Origin of the sequence: Paenibacillus larvae subsp. larvae (assembly GCF_002003265.1) — a bacterium.
Taxonomy (GTDB): domain Bacteria; phylum Bacillota; class Bacilli; order Paenibacillales; family NBRC-103111; genus Paenibacillus_H; species Paenibacillus_H larvae.
This window is the reverse complement of sequence record NZ_CP019687.1, coordinates 1,833,181-1,850,809: the sequence shown is the minus strand read 5'-3', so window position 1 is coordinate 1,850,809 and position 17,629 is coordinate 1,833,181. Positions and strand designations below refer to the sequence as shown.

The 17,629-nt window shown below is 45.8% G+C and carries 14 protein-coding genes and 1 pseudogene; 13 read left to right on the top strand and 2 right to left on the bottom strand.

Annotated features, from left to right (window positions below):
- Window positions 1-12: 12 nt before the first annotated feature.
- The gene (locus BXP28_RS09580; protein ID WP_023482781.1) at window positions 13-1,545 is read left to right on the top strand and encodes a coproporphyrinogen III oxidase; all 1,533 of its coding nucleotides are present in this window, start codon (window positions 13-15) and stop codon (window positions 1,543-1,545) included.
- Between the two features lie 86 nt (window positions 1,546-1,631).
- A pseudogene (locus BXP28_RS09575) lies at window positions 1,632-3,535 on the top strand (FAD-dependent oxidoreductase).
- Window positions 3,536-3,593: 58 nt separating this feature from the next.
- On the opposite strand, the gene BXP28_RS09570 reads toward BXP28_RS09575, so the two are convergent.
- Window positions 3,594-4,952 carry an MATE family efflux transporter gene (locus BXP28_RS09570; protein ID WP_023482783.1) on the bottom strand — a complete coding sequence of 453 codons (1,359 nt, stop codon included), beginning with the start codon at window positions 4,950-4,952 and terminating at the stop codon, window positions 3,594-3,596.
- A gap of 523 nt (window positions 4,953-5,475) precedes the next feature.
- On the opposite strand from BXP28_RS09570, the gene BXP28_RS09565 reads away from it, so the two are divergent.
- From BXP28_RS09565 to BXP28_RS09545, 5 genes are all read left to right on the top strand, one after another.
- A complete protein-coding gene (locus tag BXP28_RS09565; RefSeq protein ID WP_036656391.1) occupies window positions 5,476-5,781 on the top strand; it encodes a winged helix-turn-helix transcriptional regulator in 306 nt (101 codons plus the stop codon).
- 435 nt (window positions 5,782-6,216) lie between these two features.
- Entirely contained in the window at window positions 6,217-7,491 is a 1,275-nt protein-coding gene (gene hisS / locus BXP28_RS09560) for a histidine--tRNA ligase (protein ID WP_023482785.1), read from the top strand.
- 14 nt (window positions 7,492-7,505) lie between these two features.
- Entirely contained in the window at window positions 7,506-9,293 is a 1,788-nt protein-coding gene (gene aspS / locus BXP28_RS09555; RefSeq protein WP_023482786.1) for an aspartate--tRNA ligase, read from the top strand.
- Between the two features lie 85 nt (window positions 9,294-9,378).
- Complete coding sequence (locus BXP28_RS09550; protein ID WP_023482787.1) at window positions 9,379-10,125, top strand: tRNA threonylcarbamoyladenosine dehydratase; 747 nt, start codon at window positions 9,379-9,381, stop codon at window positions 10,123-10,125.
- Window positions 10,126-10,426: 301 nt separating this feature from the next.
- Window positions 10,427-11,731 carry a replication-associated recombination protein A gene (locus BXP28_RS09545; RefSeq protein WP_023482788.1) on the top strand — a complete coding sequence of 435 codons (1,305 nt, stop codon included), beginning with the start codon at window positions 10,427-10,429 and terminating at the stop codon, window positions 11,729-11,731.
- Window positions 11,732-11,884: 153 nt separating this feature from the next.
- On the opposite strand, the gene mnmA is transcribed toward BXP28_RS09545, so the two are convergent.
- Window positions 11,885-12,979, bottom strand: coding sequence for a tRNA 2-thiouridine(34) synthase MnmA (gene mnmA, locus BXP28_RS09540; protein ID WP_023482789.1), 1,095 nt, complete (start codon window positions 12,977-12,979; stop codon window positions 11,885-11,887).
- Window positions 12,980-13,231: 252 nt separating this feature from the next.
- Between mnmA and cymR the strand changes: the two genes are divergently transcribed.
- From cymR to BXP28_RS09510, 6 genes are all read left to right on the top strand, one after another.
- Window positions 13,232-13,651, top strand: coding sequence for a cysteine metabolism transcriptional regulator CymR (gene cymR / locus BXP28_RS09535; RefSeq protein WP_036656394.1), 420 nt, complete (start codon window positions 13,232-13,234; stop codon window positions 13,649-13,651).
- Window positions 13,652-13,667: 16 nt separating this feature from the next.
- On the top strand, window positions 13,668-14,816 hold the full coding sequence (locus BXP28_RS09530; protein ID WP_023482791.1) for a cysteine desulfurase family protein: 1,149 nt from the start codon (window positions 13,668-13,670) through the stop codon (window positions 14,814-14,816).
- Window positions 14,817-14,875: 59 nt separating this feature from the next.
- Window positions 14,876-15,391: a PRC-barrel domain-containing protein gene (locus BXP28_RS09525; protein ID WP_023482792.1), complete on the top strand. Its 516-nt coding sequence runs from the start codon at window positions 14,876-14,878 to the stop codon at window positions 15,389-15,391.
- A gap of 83 nt (window positions 15,392-15,474) precedes the next feature.
- On the top strand, window positions 15,475-15,669 hold the full coding sequence (locus BXP28_RS09520; protein ID WP_023482793.1) for a YrzR-like zinc ribbon domain: 195 nt from the start codon (window positions 15,475-15,477) through the stop codon (window positions 15,667-15,669).
- Between the two features lie 190 nt (window positions 15,670-15,859).
- Entirely contained in the window at window positions 15,860-16,339 is a 480-nt protein-coding gene (locus BXP28_RS09515) for a MarR family winged helix-turn-helix transcriptional regulator (RefSeq protein ID WP_024094726.1), read from the top strand.
- 86 nt (window positions 16,340-16,425) lie between these two features.
- Window positions 16,426-17,496, top strand: a complete 1,071-nt coding sequence (locus BXP28_RS09510; protein WP_036656396.1) for an AI-2E family transporter — start codon at window positions 16,426-16,428, stop codon at window positions 17,494-17,496.
- Window positions 17,497-17,629 lie beyond the last annotated feature (133 nt).

Sequence of the window (17,629 nt, the reverse complement as noted above, 5' to 3'; positions counted from 1 at the left end):
GGAGGTTTCCCATTGAAAATTTATGTGCAGCAAATAGGTTTTTCCGATTATACGACCGAGTTTTATAATACATGCCGTCTTTTTTACGAACAGGTGGAATTGGTTTATGAGCAAGAGCAGGCTCAGGACGCTGATCTTTATGTTAGTGTGGAGCTTCTTGTTTCAGCGGACAGAGGAGACATTGCAGTCAAAGCCTGTCTTACTCACCTGTCTGAAAATAAAATATGGTGTCAGGAAGCAGTAAGACGTCATAATGAAACATGGGAAGATCCAAGACGAATAGAACGAAGGGCTATTTTATCAGCTCTGTTGCAAGTGTTTCAGGAAGCTACTGGCCTCGAACAGCCTTGGGGTATCCTGACGGGGGTCCGTCCGACAAAACTTGCCCACAATCTGCTTATGAAAGAAGGTAAGGAGAAAACCAGACAGTTTCTCAAGGAGCATTATCTGGTAACCCGCCCAAAGGCCGATTTGTTAATGGATATTGCGGAACGGCAGCTTAAAGTTATCCCCGATTTATTTCATCTTGATCATGAAGTCAGCCTGTATATCGGCATTCCGTTTTGCCCCACCAAATGTGCATACTGTACATTTCCCGCTTACGATATCCAGGGGAATAACGGATCAGTTCATGCTTTTTTGGAAGGATTACATGAGGAAATACGGCTAACAGGGGAATGGCTTAAACGACATGGAATGGGAATCACCACAATATATTGGGGAGGCGGTACGCCTACAAGCCTCGAAGCAGAAGATATGGATGCCTTGTTCCGCACAATGCAGAAGCATCTCCCCCAAATGGATAAAGTCAGGGAACTGACAGTGGAAGCAGGCCGTCCTGATACGATTACACCCGATAAACTGGAAGTTATGAAAAGGTGGGACGTAGACCGGATCAGCATCAATCCGCAAAGTTTCACACAGCTTACATTGGATACCATTGGGCGTCATCACACCGTAAAAGAAACCGTGGACAAATTCAAATTATCCAGACAACTAGGCATGAATAATATCAATATGGACTTGATTATTGGTCTGCCGGGTGAAGGGGTGGCGGAACTGGAGGGAACGCTGGAAGAGACGGCTAAACTGCTCCCCGAATCATTGACGGTACATACGCTGTCTTTTAAAAGAGCCTCCAAAATGACAAAACAGAGAGACCAATATGAAGTGGTGGGCCGACGGGAGATAGCTGTCATGATGCAGAAGGCTGTAGAATGGACAAAACAGCACCAGTATGTACCGTATTATTTATATCGTCAGAAAAATATACTTGGCAATCTGGAAAATGTGGGATATTCTTTGGAAGGAAAAGAAAGCTTGTACAACATCGTAATGATGGAGGAGCGTCAGACCATTTTAGGACTGGGGTGCGGGGCCATAAGTAAAATTTTGTTCCCCGAAGCGGAAGGAAAGCCAAGGCGCATCGAAAGATTCCCTAACCCGAAAGAGCCAAGTGTATATAATGACTCATGGAAGCATTACGTGCTTAAGAAGCATGAACTTCTGGACCAGGCTTACAGTAAAAATAGGAGACAGGAATAACTTGGACAGAAATTATTAACTTTTAAGGCAGGTGTACTTATTTGAGTGAACAGAAAACGAAACATAAAGGAAAGTCCAGAATCTGGATGTTGTGGACTTTGGCTGTGCTTATTGCAGCCGCAGCGGGAGCGGGCATTTTTGCTTACTGGAAGTACAAGCAGTCGAAGCCGCATGTCGGAAAACCCCAGCAAAAAATTGAAGTGAAATCTACAGCTTCGATCCAAGACAATTATGATGTTATCGTGGTGGGTACTGACCCGGAAGGGGTATCTGCCGCCATTTCCGCGGCCCGCAATGGACAGAAAACTTTGCTGGTGGACGGAAGGAACCGTGATGTACTGGGGGGCTAATGACGCTCGGATGGCTCAACAGTATCGATATGAACTATGCTCCCGGCAAAAACTCTGTCCTGGGTAAGCGGGAGGTTTTAAACAAAGGAATCTTTTCCGAATGGTATAATAAGATCGAAGGAGATTCGTTTGATGTCACTTCAGCAGCGAATGCTTTTTACGAGCTGGTGAAAAATGAATCCAATATCGACCTTTTAATGAAAACAAGATCCATTGTTCCTGTACTTGGGGAAGGGAAAAACGGTAACAGCAAGATTGAAGGTATTAAAGTAGTGAAAGAAGACGGAAGTGAGCGGATGATCGGCACAAGTGCCGTTATTGATGCTACCCAAGATGGGGATATCATGGCGGAAGCCGGCGTTCCGTATACTTACGGCTTGGAGGATGTAGGAAATAAGGAAGCGAAGATGGCCGTTACCCTGGTTTTCCGTTTAAAGAATGTGACGCCCGATGTGTGGAAACAGATTGAAAAGCGTCTGAACGGCGACAATGACCCGGGAACCGGCGCTAATGAAGTAAGTGCATGGGGGTACAAGGAGTTATCCAACTATCCGGCTGTGAATAAAGACAGGGTCAAAATGCGCGGGCTGAATATTGGCCGTCAAAATGATAATACAGCTCTGATTAATGCCCTGCAAATCTTCCATATTGACGGGGCTGATCCTAAAGCAAGAGAAGAGGCTTTCCAAGTTGGAAAAGAAGAAATTCCTCACGTGGTTGATTTTATGAAGAAAAACTACCCTGAATTTAAAAACGTGGAGCTTGATGAGACAGCCCCGGAACTGTATATTCGCGAAACGCGCCATATGCAGGGAGAGTACCGGCTTACGATTACCGACGTGCTGGAGAACAAAGATCAGTGGGATCGGGTGGCTTTCGGTTCTTATCCGGTGGACATTCAAAGACTGAGCCCGAATGATGCGGGAACGGTGGTATGTGCTCCGAAACAGTATGCCATCCCTTTCCGCAGTCTGGTTCCTCTTAAAGTAGACGGGCTCCTTGTGGTGGGGCGTGCGGCAAGCTATAATTCCCTTCCTCATGGAAGCGCCCGTGTTATTCCTGTAGGAATGGCGGAAGGTCAAGCGGCCGGAGTGGCAGCAAAACTGGCGAAGGAAAGCAATATGAGCTTTCGCGAACTGTCCGCGTCCAAAGAAGCGGTCGCCAAGATGCAGGATATACTGAATAAGCAGGGCATGGTATTGAAACCATTCTCCTTGGAACCGCAGGCTTTTATGAAGTATAAACAGTATGAGGGCCTGAAAGCCGTCATATCTCTTGGACTTGTTGCCGGGGGATATAAGAATGAATTTAACCTGGACCAAAAATCAAATGCCAAACGAATGGTGAATTTGACGGAAGGATCTAAAAAAATGGATCCGGGTACTTTTAAAGGAGACGCTTCTTCCGCGATTAAAGGCATGGAGACACCTGAGAAGACCCCGCTATCATTAGATCAGGCATCCTTTACTATAACAGAAGCTTTAGGTTTAAAAGTGCCTAAAGAAGCCGCCCGGGAGGAGCTTATCAAAAACGGGCTTTTGACGGAAGCAACAATCGGAACCATCCAGGATAAAGAAAATCTTACAAACGGGGACACTTACATGATGATTAAAGATATAAAACAGGTACTAAAACCCTGAATAAACCGGAAAACGGCCTTGGAGCAGAATCAGCTCAAGGGCCGTTTTAAAATTTAAACTAGGGCTGGGAATGCTGCTTGATTTTGTATTGTTTTCGGATGAGGCGGCAACCCAGGCACAAAGACCCGACTCCCAGACCCGTTATGAGACCAAGCCAATATCCGAATGCTTCCATACTTGTATAATTGGCTAACAGATAGTCGCTAGGAAGGCCAATAATCCAATATGAGAACAAGGCTACTATGAATGAGACATTTACATCTTTATAGCCGCGGAGTGCGCCTTGTGTAGGAGTAGCCACTGCATCAAACAGCTGGAAGAAAATCGCGTAGTACAGGAATTGCTGCCCCAGTTCAATCACAGAAAGATCACTGGAATATATGGATGCAACCTGTTTGTTAAAGATAAGCAACAGAAGAGCAGTCATACAAGCCATGCCTATGGCAATGCCTATCCCCAAATAACTATATTTCCGGGCATCGAGATAGCGCTTCGCCCCCACTTCAAAACCGACTACAATAGTCAGTGTCATGGATATACTGAGCGGTACCATGTACAGAAAAGAAGAAAAATTCAGGGCTACCTGGTGGGCTGCAATAGTAACTGTATCATACTGGCTCATGAGCAAGGTGACAGCGGCAAAAATACTGGATTCAAAGAAAATGGCAAACCCGATTGGCACCCCGATTTTAAGCAGTTCCTTCCAGGCTATAATTGAAATTTTATACCATTTATAAAGAACACGATAATCCGAGAACGGCTGATTGTGATGTACGATATGAAGGACGAGCAAAGCCATAAACCAATACGTTATGGCAGTGGCATAACCGGCACCGACACCTCCTAACCTGGGAAACCCCAGATGTCCGTAGATCAGCAGATAATTAAGTATGATATTCACCGGCAGGGAAAGCAAAGAGATCACCATTGTAACCCTGGTTTGTCCTAAAGCGTCTATAAAACAACGGAATACGGTATAAACAAATAAAGGGATAATTCCCAGTGCAATGGCTTTCAAATAACGAAAAGCAATATCATGAACATCTGCTTCAAGCTGCATCCCGTTTAAAATAGGCTTAAGCCCCAACAGGCCGGCCAGTAAAATTATAATAGCCAAAGCAATGGCCAGGTAAGTACCCTGTATAATGGTAAAAGGTGCTTTATCCTTTTTGCCCGCACCAATATATTGGGCGACGATAGGAGTTACGGAAAGCATAATTCCGGTTAATCCGGTCATAACCGGCATCCAAATACTGGAGCCGATCGCAACGCCTGCCAGGTCACGGGCACTGGCATGCCCGGACATCACCGTATCGAAAAAAGTCATGGCATACATGGAAAGCTGGGTAACCAATATAGGAAGCAAAATGATAAGAAACTGTTTCGTTTTTTGTTTAAGAGTATACGTTTGATTCATTGTTTAATTTCCATCCTATCTTGATCCTCCCTTGTCCCCTATAGGACATGATGTATCCTTGTTGTGTAGCATATCGACTGGACGGTATAGTCGTTAAGCTATTTTTTGCTTTTTTATAATCTGTTTTTGTAATGGACCTGTAATCTGTTTTTCATTTGTCCTTAATGTTCATTGACTATAATAAGTATTGACCCCCTTTAAAATAAATCTTTTTACAGCCTGTGAACGAAGTTTCGCAGGTTTTTCTTTTTGGGCAAAAAAAGACAGCCCTTTAATCATTATGAGGAGCTGCCGGAGAATTTCAGTTATTTTTTACGCTTTTGTTATACTGCTGTATTTTTTCTGAAATGGTTTTGGAAATATGATCCAGAGCTTCTTTCGGTGTTTTTTTATTTGTTAAGGTTCCTCTATAGCTCCTTCCACAATCTGCCTTGCTTCAGGAATGGGTTAAAATTACTCTCCATAGCTTACTTTTCTTAAGCTGCTATGGTATGATATAAAGAGAATAAGGAGATGATTGAACATGCATGACTTTTCATTATGTCCTAGATTTGAACATGCTTTCGAAATATTGGGAAAGCGCTGGACAGGTCTAATCATTCGAGTCTTGCTAAGCGGTCCAAAGCGTTTTAAAGATATATCGGATGTCATACCGGGAATGAGTGACCGGATGCTCTCAGAGAGGTTCAAGGAACTGGAAGCAGCGGATATCGTTGTCCGCAAAGTATATCCCGAGACACCTGTCCGAATTGAGTATGAACTGACTGAAAAAGGAAAGGCATTAAGGCCGGTTATGGATGAATTGCAGAAGTGGGCAGAAAAATGGTAGTCTGTTTTGAAGATGTCTTGACTTTTTGAAAACTGGCAGGTACACTATTTTCAAAGTACATGGAAAATTCCTTTGATTCGATGAAGGGATAAAGTAATTTGGACCCGCATAACCAGAGAGGGAGGCCGTAGGCTGCAAGCTTCCTTATGACGGACGGATGAAAAGACCTCCCTGAGAACATGCGGCAAACCGTCTTATGAATGAAGACCAAGTAGCCGTTATGCGTAAACGGGCGTTAACCGTATGAAAGCGGAGCCAGGGGATACCCTGTTCCGGAATGTGGGTGGCACCACGGGTGATTCGCAATTGATATGATCTCTCGTCCCACGGCTTTGGCCGTGGACGGGGGATTTTTTTATACCCTCTGAACCCGGCATAGGATTTTCTGTATTGACAAAAACAGAATTAGATAAAATTGGTGGGAGGTTGAGAAAGGTGAGCATTCAAAAACCTAAAGGAACCCAGGATATTATACCGGGTCAGGTTGAGAAGTGGCAGAGGCTCGAAAAACTGGCCGGAAATATATGCCGCAGATTCGGGTATCGGGAAATCCGCAGCCCGATCTTTGAGCATACGGAACTTTTCTCCAGAGGAGTGGGGGAAACGACAGATATCGTGGAAAAGGAAATGTACACGTTTGAGGACAAAGGGAAACGAAACATTTCGCTTAGGCCGGAAGGGACGGCCGGTGTGGTTCGGGCGTACATAGAAAATAAATTGTACGGAGAACCGGATTTAACCAAATTATATTATTTCGGCCCGATGTTCCGGTACGAACAGCCCCAGTCCGGACGGAACCGCCAGTTCCACCAGTTTGGTGTAGAAGCCATAGGTTCTGCTGATCCGGGTCTTGATGCCGAAGCTATTGCGCTCGGGTTTACCTTTTTGCGGGAAATTGGACTAAAGGATGTCCGTATTGAAATTAATTCAGTCGGAACTCCGGCTGTCCGCAGTGTTTACAGAGAGAAAATCCGAGAATTCTTTGCACCGGTTAAGGATAAGCTCTGCAAAGACTGTCAATCCAGATACGACCGTAATCCGATGCGGATCCTTGATTGTAAAATCGATCAGAAGTACGGGGAAGGTGCTCCGTCGATATTGGATTATCTGGATGAGGAATGTTCTGTTCATTTTGAAACCGTAAAATCTATGCTGACGGATATGGAGATCCCTTTCGACGTGAATCACCGGATGGTCCGCGGCCTGGACTATTATACCCATACTGCCTTTGAATATAAGGCGGCAGGTATCGGTGCAATTGATACAGTAGGTGGAGGCGGACGGTATAATGGTCTCGTCGGGGAAATTGGCGGTCAGGATCAGCCTGGTGTCGGTTTTGCCCTTGGCGTTGAGCGTATTCTGCTCTTGCTTGAAGCTCAGGGGGTGGAATTTGCCAAACCGGAAAGCCTGGATTTGTATGTTATCGGACTCGGTGAAGCTGCTGAGAGAGCCATAGTCAAACTCGTACATCAATTGAGGCTTGAAGGGCTTTCAACAGAAAAAGACTATCAGGGCCGCAAAATCAAAGCTCAAATGAAATCCGCAGACCGCCTTCATGCCGCTTATGTGGCCATTTTGGGAGATGATGAGCTGGAACGCGGTGAAATTACCGTTAAACACATGGCTACCGGCGAACAGGAGACGCTTCCTCTTGAGGGATTTTCACAAGCCATGAAGAAAAAAATCAACAAAGCTACGACCGGAGAATAGAGGAGGACAATTCTATGATGTATAAAACAGCCAATTGCGGCGATATAACCAAACAAAATATTGGAGAAACCGTGATATTAAATGGGTGGGTACAACGCCGCAGAGACTTGGGCGGAGTACTGTTCATTGATCTTCGTGACCGCAGCGGCATCGTTCAGATCGTATTCAACCCTGCTTATTCGGGTGATGCTCTGGAGGTGGCAGACCGCGCACGCAATGAATACGTGCTTGCCGTTAAAGGAACTGTAGTTGAACGCTCTGAGGAAACGGTTAACCCTAACATTCCTAACGGGGATATCGAGGTACACATCACCGAAATTGAAGTGATGAATACGGCAAAAAACCCGCCGTTCTTCATTGAAGATGGAATAGACATTGATGAGTCTCTCCGGCTGAAATACAGATATCTGGACCTTCGCCGTCCGGAAATGCAAAAGACACTGATGCTCCGTGCCAAAGTGGTCAAAATTTTCCGCGATTATTTGGACGAACAAGGGTTTATTGATATAGAGACTCCGATTTTGACAAAAAGTACTCCGGAGGGTGCCCGTGATTACCTCGTACCAAGCCGTGTTCATCCGGGCGAATTTTTTGCTCTGCCTCAATCACCCCAGCAGTTTAAGCAGCTTCTGATGGTGTCGGGGGTTGAGCGCTACTATCAGATCGCCCGCTGCTTCCGGGATGAGGATCTTCGCGCAGACCGCCAGCCGGAATTTACCCAGGTGGATATCGAGACTTCCTTCCTGTCCCAGGACCAGCTTCTGGACATGATGGAAGAACTAATGGTCAAACTGGTAAGGGAAACAGTAGGAGTGGAAGTGTCCCGGCCGTTCCAGCGCCTTACTTATGCAGAAGCCATGGACAAATACGGCTCTGATAAGCCGGATCTTCGTTTCGGTATGGAACTGGTGGATCTTTCCGGCTTGCTTGCTGACTCTGAAGCAAAAGTGTTTTCTGCAGCCCTGAAAACCGGCGGGGAAGTAAAAGCGCTGAATGCCAAAGGATGCGGAACATGGAGCCGTAAAGAAATCGATGATCTGGCACCGTTTGCTATGCGTTATGGGGCCAAGGGGCTTGCCTGGATTCAAATCAAGGAAGGCCAGATGAAAGGGCCTATCGTGAAGTTTATGAGCGAGGAGGAACAGACCGCTATTCGTGAACGTTTGAGGGCCGAAGAGGGAGACCTTCTGTTATTCTCTGCAGATACGAAGAAAATCGTGGCAGATGTACTGGGAAACTTGCGTTTGAAGATCGGCCGTCGACTTGGTCTGATTGATGATAGTATATTTAAATTTGCCTGGGTAGTAGACTTCCCGCTGCTTGGTTATGACGAAGAGCAAAAACGCTATGTAGCCGAACACCATCCGTTCACCCGTCCGAAAGATGAGGACCTCGACTTGTTTGATAGTGATCCGGGTCAAATCCGGGGACAGGCCTACGATCTGGTATTGAATGGTTATGAAGTGGGAGGCGGATCGCAGCGTATTTTCAAGCGTGACGTTCAGGAGAAAATGTTTAAAGCTCTTGGATTCTCCCAGGAGGAAGCAAAAGATAAATTCGGCTATTTGTTGGATGCCTTTGAATACGGTACTCCTCCGCATGGTGGCATCGCATTCGGTTTTGACCGTCTGGTGATGCTCCTTGCAGGTCGTTCCAATCTCCGTGAGACGATTGCCTTTCCAAAAACAGCAAGTGCAACCTGCCTGTTGATGGATGCTCCTGGAGAAGTGGACGCCGGGCAGTTGGAACAGCTCTCCATCAAAATAATGGGGAAACGCAAAAAAGAAAACGAAGAAGCCTGACATAAAAATAATCCAAAAAAGGTAAGAGAGGACCCTTAAGTGGTCCTTTTCTGCCCAAAGTAGAAAGAAGAAGGAGGAACTGTGCATGCTGCATCAATTCTCCCGTACCGAGCTTGCCATCGGGCCGGAGGGACTGGAAATTATGAAAAATAGCACAGTGGCGGTTCTTGGAATCGGCGGGGTCGGCTCCATTGCAGCCGAAGCATTGGCGCGTACCGGTATCGGAAGACTTATTCTCATTGATAAAGACGTGGTGGATATCACGAATGTCAACCGGCAAATTCATGCCCTTACCACAACAGTAGGGCAGCCCAAAACGGAGCTGATGAAAGACCGAATCAAACTAATCAATCCCGAATGTGATGTCATCACCCTCCAGATGTTCTATACGGAGGAAACGTACGAGAAACTGTTCGCATACGATCTGGATTATGTGCTGGATGCCTCTGACACGATCAGTTACAAAATTCATCTGATCAAGCAGTGTCTGGCCCGGAAAATTCCGGTCATCTCCTGTATGGGAGCAGCTAATAAGATGGACCCGACCAAGTTTCAAATTGCCGATATTTCAAAGACGGCCATGGACCCTATTGCCAGGGTTATCCGGCAAAAACTGCGTAAGGAAGGGATTCATAAAGGGGTTAAGGTAGTTTTTTCAACCGAAGAACCCATAAAACCCCGGCAGGATGTAACTCAAAAAATCGTCCCCGAGAATGCTCCGGAGATTCGAAAAGCCAAGCAGCCTCCAGCAAGCAATGCCTTTGTTCCGCCTGTAGCCGGATTAATCATGGTAAGTGCGGCTGTAAGGGATTTGATAAAATCCCTTACCTAGGCAAAATAAATGATAGGCAGAACCGAAGCTTTTTCCAGAAATGGAAAAGGCTTTTTTGATGTGGAAAAGCTTATCAAGGGGAGAGAGCCTGTTCTGACTGGATCAAGTATCTTTAATTAACAGAAGAAGGACTTCGTGTTGCAATCATTGTGAGTCTGGATTGGACTGAGTTTTATGTCTGTTTTGCCGGACAGCTATTCAATATGTTACAGGTGCTTTCGAAAGGGAGATCCATGACAAACCAGGCCAGGAAAGGTATAATAAATAGATATACTTCCGAAAAAAGGCAGGGATAGACCACATGGATTTATTCAGTTACGCGGAAGAACAGCGCGGAGAAAACAAGCTGCTGGCAGACCGGATGAGACCAACCGGACTGGATGAATATATAGGCCAGGAGCATATTGTCGGTCCGGGGAAGCTGCTTCGCAGAGCGATTGAGGCGGATCAGGTAACTTCTATCTTGTTATACGGTCCCCCGGGAACCGGGAAAACTACACTCGCAAACATCATTTCAAAAAGGACTCAGGGCCAATTTGTAAAGCTGAACGCTGTAGATGCTTCCGTGAAGGATGTCCGGGAAGTAATTGAACAGGCCAAACAGACAAAGGCTCTGTACGGACGGAAGACGATTTTGTTCCTGGATGAGGTGCACCGTTTCAACAGTGCCCGCCAGGATGCTCTGCTGCCCGCCGTTGAGCAGGGCATCATCGTATTCATCGGCGCGACGACAGAGAACCCGTTTCACTACGTGAACGGGGCTCTGTTGTCGCGCTCGACGCTGTTTCAGCTCAGGGCGTTGACGCCTGAGCATGCTCTGCTCGCGATGCGGCGGGCGCTGGCCGACCGCGAGCGGGGCCTCGGCTTCATGGATATTGAAGCCGAGGACGAGGCTCTCGCGCATATAGCCCGCACGGCGAATGGGGACATTCGCCGTGCGCTCAATGCGCTCGAGCTGGCGGCGCTGACGACGGCGCCGCAGGGGGACGGCTCGATTCACATTACGCTGGAGGTAGCGGAGGAATCGATTCGCCGTCCCACTGTGAAAGCGGACGAATCCACGCAGTATGACGTATTGTCCTCTTTCCACAAGAGCTTGCGCGGCTCCAGTGACGCCGCCTTGTTCTGGTTTCTCTACGCGGTAGAGAAACTGGGCATGGACCCGATGACCTTCATCCGCAGGCTGGTAGTCGCCTGCAGCGAGGACATCGGGCTGGCCAATCCACAGGCCATGGTCCAGGCTGTTTCAGCGATGGATGCCTATCATAAAATCGGTTGGCCTGAGTCGAAATATATTATTTCCCAGGCAATCCTGTTCGCTGTGGAAAGCCCCAAATCCAACTCGATTCCAGTGGCGATTTTCAAAGCTATGGAGGCTATGAACCGTATTGGCTCCGCGGAAGTCCCCCTTCATTTAAGGGATGCCCACTACAGTGGTGCAGAGAAACTGGGACATATTGGATATAAATATCCCCATGATTATCCGCACCATTTTGTCGAACAGCAGTATTTGCCGGACAAGCTGAAGAATGAGCAGTTCTTCATTGCTTCTGAGCAGGGCATGGAAGCGAAGATGAGGATTAATCAGATGAAGAGACGTAAATAAACTAACTATTCAATAAAAAAGAACAACGGCGTAGGAGCATAGTCCATACGCCGTTGTTGCTATTGAAAACCGGTGCCGAAAAATTCATCATACCCGATTTGGAACGCAAGAATCACCAACTGCTTTTATGATTTAACTTCCATTTTGCAAAGATCAATATTTAACTTTGTGCAGTTGATCGATTATCCCGCCCCCAAGGCAAACTTCTCCATCATAGAATACAACAGATTGTCCTGGAGTTACGGCTTTTTGCGGTTCATCAAAGATGACTTCACAGGTGTTATCCGCCCCCATAGTCAGCGTGACACCCTGATCCGGCTGGCGGTAGCGGAATTTGGCAGTGCAGCGGTATTGGCCTTCCGGTTTAACCGGGCTGATCCAATTCACATCCGTCGCAGACAGGCCTGTTGAGTACAGGCTGGGATGCTTCTCCCCTTGAACCACATACAAAATATTGTTTTGCAGGTCTTTATCTGCCACAAACCACGGCTCCCCGGTACCGGACCCGCCGATGCCCAAACCTTGCCGCTGTCCGAGGGTATAGTACATAAGACCATCGTGCCGGCCTTTTACTTCTCCTTCCAATGTGCGCATTTCTCCCGGTTTGGCAGGCAAATAATTGCTCAAAAACTCTTTGAAGTTGCGTTCACCGATAAAGCAAACCCCTGTACTGTCTTTCTTTTTGGCGGTAGCCAGTCCGGCTTCTTCCGCGAGCTTTCTTACCTCCGGTTTCGGCAGGTGCCCGATCGGAAACATGGCCTTGGATAATTGAAACTGGTTCAGGGCATGCAGGAAATAGGTCTGATCCTTATTGGGATCATTTCCTCTAAGGAGCACATATTCTCCGTTTCTTTCCTCTACACGTGCATAATGGCCGGTTGCAATATAATCCCCGCCCAGATCCAGGCCTTTTTGCAGGAACTCACCGAATTTAATCTCCCTGTTGCACATTACGTCCGGGTTCGGGGTCCGTCCGCGCTTATATTCATTCAGGAAGTAAGAGAATACTTTCTCCATATATTGCTTTTCAAAATTGACTGTATAAAAGGGTATGCCGACTTGGTCACAGACCCGTCTGACGTCCTCCGCATCCTCTTCAGCTGTGCAGTGGCCAAATTCAACCGTATCGTCCCAGTTCTTCATGAATACACCGATGACATCATAGCCTTGCTCCTTTAGCAAAAGAGCGGATACAGACGAATCTACGCCGCCCGACATGCCCAGAATAATACGTTTGTTTGCATTCATAGCTGTCGGTTCCTTTCTTTGATTTTGCAGGATGTATTTCTATTATACCTGTCTCCTGAAAAAAATTAAAATAATTCATAAGTCATCCTGTACTATTATAAAATTGATTCATGATTATGTCATTCTTTTGTAACCCAATAAAGGCGTTTTGTGTTAACATAAAGGAATATACGGAAGTTATGAATGGTTTTACATGAATGAGGATACCCTTGAGAATAAAAAAGAATAGAATAGGGTAAATGAGGTGCTATTTTGAAGATTTCGACCAAAGGCCGCTATGGGCTAACGATTATGATGGAGCTTGCCGCTCGTTACGGTGAAGGTCCGACCTCGCTGAAGAGCATAGCGGAGAAGCATCAGTTATCAGAGCATTATTTGGAACAACTGGTGGCTCCTTTAAGAAATGCAGGATTGGTCAAGAGTATCCGTGGTGCTTATGGCGGATATATTTTGTCCCGGCCTGCCGAACAGATCACAACTGGACAGATTATCCGTGTACTTGAAGGACCTATCAGCCCAGTTGATTTCGAAGAAGAAGACGACCCGGCTAAACGGGATTTATGGATACGTATAAGAGACAGTATTGCCCAAGTTTTGGATTCTACTACTCTGGCATCACTCATTTCTTATGAGGATGAGGGCAAAACCGACAATTATATGTTCTATATTTAGAACTCAGGTGAACGATATGGAATTGATGTATCTGGATCATGCAGCTACCACGCCTTTGCATCCGCAGGTGCTGGAGGCTATGATGCCTTATTTAACTGAAAATTTCGGGAATCCTTCAAGCATACATCATTTCGGCAGAGCGGCGCGTTCTGCTATTCACCGTTCCAGGGATGCTATGGCGGAACTCCTCGGATGTCATCCTTCCGAACTGATTTTTACCAGTGGCGGGACGGAAAGCAATAACGCAGCTTTGTTCGGAGTTATATTTGCTGAACAGGACAAGCCCGGCAAGCATGTGATTACAACACAAATGGAACACCATGCTATCCTGCATCCGGCAGAACAGCTGGAAAAACTGGGGGTAGAAGTAACTTATGTACCGGTTGACAGAGAAGGTCTTGTTCACCCGGAACATATTGAGGCTGCGATTCGTCCCGGTACGGTACTTATCAGTGTTATGATGGTGAACAATGAGGTTGGGACTATCCAGCCTATCAAGGAAATAGGTGAACTTGCCCGGCGACATGGTATTTATATACATGTGGATGCGGTCCAGGCCCTGGGAAAACTTGACCTGAACCTTTCAGAAATACCGGTCGATTTGATGTCTTTTTCAGGGCATAAGATTTACGGACCCAAAGGGATTGGCCTGCTGTATGCGGCAAAGGGAACCAAATTTTCTCCCCTGCTTACGGGTGGCGCCCAAGAACGTAATAAGAGGGCAGGTACTGAGCATGTAGCGGGGATTGTCGGTTTTGCCGAAGCATTAAAACTTATATCTGAAAAACGGGCTTCGTTTTGGAGTAGTTGTGAAGATTTTCGCAAGGTAATGACCGATCATTTTCTTCGTGAATTAAGCAGTGATGGATTTGTAGAAAATGGTCATTCTGTACAAAGAGTTCCTCATATTTTAAATGTCAGTTTCCCGGGTATGGAGACTGAAACATTGCTTATGGATCTGGACCTTGAAGGGATTGCCGCATCCAGCGGTTCTGCTTGCAGCTCCGGTTCCCTGGAACTGTCTCATGTACTCCGTGCTATGGATCTTCCAGAAACTGTTATGGGTTCTGCCGTGCGTTTCAGTTTCGGTTTGGGGAATTCTATAGAAAATATTCATACGGCTGCCCAAAAAACTGCAACCATCGTAAAACGAATACGTAAATAAGTGACATGGGCTGACCGCATGGGAAAAGTTCCTGGATAAAAAGGAGGTAAGAATTCCTTTTGCGCAAAGCTCTTGATTTGATCGGCCTGCCTGTCATGGATGTCAGTACGGGGAAAAAGCTCGGTACGGCCAAGGATTTTGGCCTGGATGAAGATTGGAATGTCTGCCTGGTAGTGCTAGAGTCTAAAAGCTGGCTTGCCGATACGAAATATATTCGTGTGTCGGATGTACTTGCTTTTGGTCAAGATGCTGTAACGGTCTCCCATTCGGGGGTTGTTCGTTCGGCAGAGGAAGAAGTTCTGCCTCATTCCGTCATTCTGATGGGACAATCTCCTTTAAGAGGCCTTCCGGTAATGACGGTGAACGGACAACAGCTTGGCAGACTGGAAGACGTTTATTTCCATGAAAATGTGGGTACAAAAGTAGTAGGTTTGGAACTGACAGAAGGTTTTATTTCTGATCTGAGGGAGGGGCGCAGGTGGCTCCCTCTTCCGGACGAGATGAAAATTGGTGAGGATGCCATTATTGTGCCTGTCCAATCTAATAAGGAAGTAAAACAGATGAATCTGACATAAATCAGCATGTTGCACCGAAAGCATGCCGCATGCGTCAAACTGTAATCGAAACGATATTTTTTAAAAGAATAGGGTGAAATGACATGCGTTGTCCAAATTGTAACTCCAAAGATATCGGCAAAATCGGATCTCACCAGTTTTATTGCTGGGGTTGTTTTATTGAACTTAATGTGAATGGAGATAAAATGTCGGTATATCAAGTTGAAGAAGATGGAACGCTCAGTTCGCTGGACGATTTGTTCTTTGATGAAGAAATGCCGCATATACATGCCAATTGATAAGAGGAAACAGAATTTGCCGTCTTAAGGATGCCCGCAAATTCAAATAAACAGAGGACACCGTTTTGGAAGGTAACTTTCGAAGCGGTGTCTTTTTTCGAATAAATGAAAGAATATAGTAGGAATTTACTAAACACATGGTATAATTATACTAGGACTTTTAGACTATTACTGAAAATGAGGTTATACTATGTCTCAAGACTACGATCATGTTAAACAACCGGCGAAGATAAAATTATCAGAAAATACCTCAAAACTTGTAGCTCAATTATTGGATACGCTGCGGTTTATGGGGAGTACCTTCAAAAATCTGCAACCGGATATTACCCTGCCCCAATTTCAAGCTTTAGTACTTATTCACCGTATGGGCAGATGCTATGTTAGTGATATTGCCAATCATTTGCTGATTACTTTAGCTACATCGACGAGACTTCTTGATTCTTTGGAACAAAAAGGATACATAAAAAGGGATCGCAATCATTCGGGCGACCGCCGATACGTAATGATTTACATGACTCAGCAAGGCCAGGATATGTTTGAAAAATTAGTGGAAGATCATTTGCAGATGATGGATAAATGGTTTACCAAGGCTTTTACAACAGGGGAAAAAGAGACGTTTATCCTTTTATTCCGAAAGCTGCTTGATGCCAGAAATTCTGCTGTAATATAAGCCCTCCTTAAAGATCGGTGGGTTAATTGGTACAGGTTGTACATATACTATCTGTATCAATGCTTTCACGCGGGGTGAGTGAAAAGATGCAGCAATTTTGGAAACAGCGATGGTTTGCGGTCTTGGTTTATGCTCTTCTTAGTTTATTCGTGATTTATATGCTTCTGCAGGTATCGCCTGTCTTCTCTGGCCTTTATAAGTTTTTAAAAGCTGTTCTTGCCCCTTTTATTATTGCTGTTATTATTTCTTACATATTAAACCCGGTAGTCAATCTCTTGAACGGGCGCAAGGTCCCAAGGGCGGTTGCCGTACTAATGATTTATTTAGTTTTTTTCACGTCTCTATGGGTTGTCATCATGAATGTGACTCCCGTCTTTGTGAAGCAGTTAGGAGAATTGAATGAGCACATGCCGCAGTTGACAATGCGGGCAGAATCGCTTATGCAGGGGCTCAGCGACCATCCTTTATTACCGCCTAGTGTCCGGGCAGGGATTCAGGATGCTCTGTTCAAACTGCAACATATCATTTCAGAACGGATCACGAAGTCCGTTGAAAGCATTGGCAGCACGATCAATATGCTCTTTATCGCTTTTATTATTCCTTTCCTTGCTTTCTACATGCTGAAAGATTTTCAGCTTATGGAGAAGGCCGTACTGGCCATTGTTCCCCGTTCACACCGCAAGCATATCATTAAGGTACTGGTCGATATTGATACGGCACTCGGTAACTATATACGGGGTCAACTGCTGGTATGTTTTATCATTGGCATATTGGCTTATATTGGATACTGGGTTATTGGTATGCCTTATGCCCTGTTGCTGGCAACCGTAGTTGCGATATTCAACATCATTCCCTATCTGGGACCCTTTTTCGGGGCGGCACCTGCTTTGGTCGTTGCGGCGACAGTCTCATTCAAAATGGTCCTGCTTGTGGCTGTCATTAATCTCATAGTACAAATTCTTGAAGGCAATTTTATATCCCCCCAAGTCGTGGGCAGAACTCTTCATATGCATCCGCTCCTGATTATTTTTGCTCTGCTTGTAGGCGGGGAAGCGGCGGGGATTGTTGGTCTTATCCTGGCTGTTCCTGTCTTTGCCGTATTTAAAGTAATTCTGCAGCATCTGAGCCTGTATTATATTAACCGAAAAACGGTTTAGTACAGTTGACAGTCTTCAAGCGGCTGTTTATAATTTGCGTATCGCATATTTTGAAAAACGTTGAAGAAATCAAGTAGGCCTCCATTTCAGTTTGCAGAGAGAAGGTTCCTTTTCCGGATTTGGAAATTGGCTG

Bases quoted from the DNA above. Each gene is read 5' to 3' on its own strand.
- BXP28_RS09570 (WP_023482783.1), bottom strand. From the start codon at position 4,952: ATGAATCAAACGTATACTCTTAAACAAAAAACGAAACAGTTTCTTATC.
- BXP28_RS09565 (WP_036656391.1), top strand. From the start codon at position 5,476: ATGCATGACTTTTCATTATGTCCTAGATTTGAACATGCTTTCGAAATA.
- aspS (WP_023482786.1), top strand. From the start codon at position 7,506: ATGATGTATAAAACAGCCAATTGCGGCGATATAACCAAACAAAATATT.
- BXP28_RS09550 (WP_023482787.1), top strand. From the start codon at position 9,379: ATGCTGCATCAATTCTCCCGTACCGAGCTTGCCATCGGGCCGGAGGGA.
- BXP28_RS09545 (WP_023482788.1), top strand. From the start codon at position 10,427: ATGGATTTATTCAGTTACGCGGAAGAACAGCGCGGAGAAAACAAGCTG.
- mnmA (WP_023482789.1), bottom strand. From the start codon at position 12,979: ATGAATGCAAACAAACGTATTATTCTGGGCATGTCGGGCGGCGTAGAT.
- BXP28_RS09530 (WP_023482791.1), top strand. From the start codon at position 13,668: ATGGAATTGATGTATCTGGATCATGCAGCTACCACGCCTTTGCATCCG.
- BXP28_RS09520 (WP_023482793.1), top strand. From the start codon at position 15,475: ATGCGTTGTCCAAATTGTAACTCCAAAGATATCGGCAAAATCGGATCT.
- BXP28_RS09515 (WP_024094726.1), top strand. From the start codon at position 15,860: ATGTCTCAAGACTACGATCATGTTAAACAACCGGCGAAGATAAAATTA.
- BXP28_RS09510 (WP_036656396.1), top strand. From the start codon at position 16,426: ATGCAGCAATTTTGGAAACAGCGATGGTTTGCGGTCTTGGTTTATGCT.